Source organism: Bathymodiolus azoricus thioautotrophic gill symbiont, from assembly GCF_001298715.1.
In the GTDB taxonomy this organism is placed as follows: Bacteria; Pseudomonadota; Gammaproteobacteria; order PS1; family Pseudothioglobaceae; genus Thiodubiliella.
This window is the reverse complement of record NZ_CDSC02000211.1, coordinates 1-1,265: the sequence shown is the minus strand read 5'-3', so window position 1 is coordinate 1,265 and position 1,265 is coordinate 1. Positions and strand designations below refer to the sequence as shown.

Annotated in this window: 1 protein-coding gene; it reads left to right on the top strand. The window is 30.7% G+C overall.

Translation table 11 applies throughout. The features are described 5' to 3' along the window. Positions 1 to 368: 368 nt before the first annotated feature. On the top strand, positions 369 to 1,115 hold the full coding sequence (locus BAZSYMA_RS04090; RefSeq protein WP_090715887.1) for a glycosyltransferase family 25 protein: 747 nt from the start codon (positions 369 to 371) through the stop codon (positions 1,113 to 1,115). Positions 1,116 to 1,265: the final 150 nt, after the last annotated feature.

Below are 1,265 nucleotides of genomic sequence, written 5' to 3'. Positions count from 1 at the left end.
GTTCGTAGGTCAATTGTGTATATTTTTGCATGTTTCACTCCTTTTTCTTGTCGGATTAAGGGTGGTTAATATACCCTTTGGCCGACTAATTGAGTGTTGCACTTATAATGTGAATCTAAGAGTGATCAGATGAAATGATTTTTCAAGTATTTTTATTTTCGTAAGTTATTGTTTTTACTAAAAATTATAAATTAAGGTAGCCTGCCTATATTATGTTAGAAACGGGGGATTGCTTATTTTTTGTATTCTTGCTGATTATCACTAAGCATAAGCTTATAATTAAAGGGAAGTCAATTTTGTAGGATTACAGTAAAATATCATTTACTAAAATTCAAATGTGTGTCCATCATGTGTAATCTAAAAATTCAATGAGTACAAAAGCAATTCCTATCTATATTATTAACTTAGACAGAAGTCCTGATAGACTGCATTATGTGAGTAAACAGTTATCTAAGATAGAAGCGCTATTTGAAAGAATAGTGGCAGTTGATGGTAGTCAACTTGAAGTTGAAGCATTGCAGTATTACCAACGGCAATCAAAGCGTTCATGGAGTCATTATACGACTTTATCTGCTGGGGAAATTGGTTGCGCTCTTAGTTGGCATAGTGCTTGGCAGATAACATCAGAGCATAAATCCAAGGCATGTATTGTATTGGAAGATGATATTAAAATACACAGTAATTTTAAAAGTACAATCAACACTTTGTTTAAAAATTTAGATGAGAATATTGTTATTGACTTATCTGGTAAAAAAGGCGTTATAGAAAAAGAAAGAAAAAATATTGATGACATTACACTTATTCGCTATCAAACACCACCACTTGGAAACTTAGGTGCCATTTATGGAAAATTAGCAACTCAAGTTTTTTTAAATAAGATGCAAAATTTTAAAGCACCTGTTGATACATTACAACAAATGCTTTGGCAGCATAATGTTCAAACATGGTCTTTAGAAATAGGTTGTTTATCTCATCAAGATTGCGATGTAGGTGGTTCAACAATTGCAACCCAGAAAAAGAAAATATTATCAAAAGTAAAAAAAGAATTGTGCCGTCCTTTGTGGAGAGCGTGGATTATTATTAAAAATCTTTTATCAAATTATCCAAACAAATAGAAGGAAATAAAATTTATTTATTGCATAGAGACCTTTGCATAATGATTAATAAGCACTAAAGTACCCTTAGTCTTATTAAGCGTGGATTTAAAAAATGTTCAAATTAATAAAATCTATTATTTTGTTAATCATCCATCATTATGTAAAGCC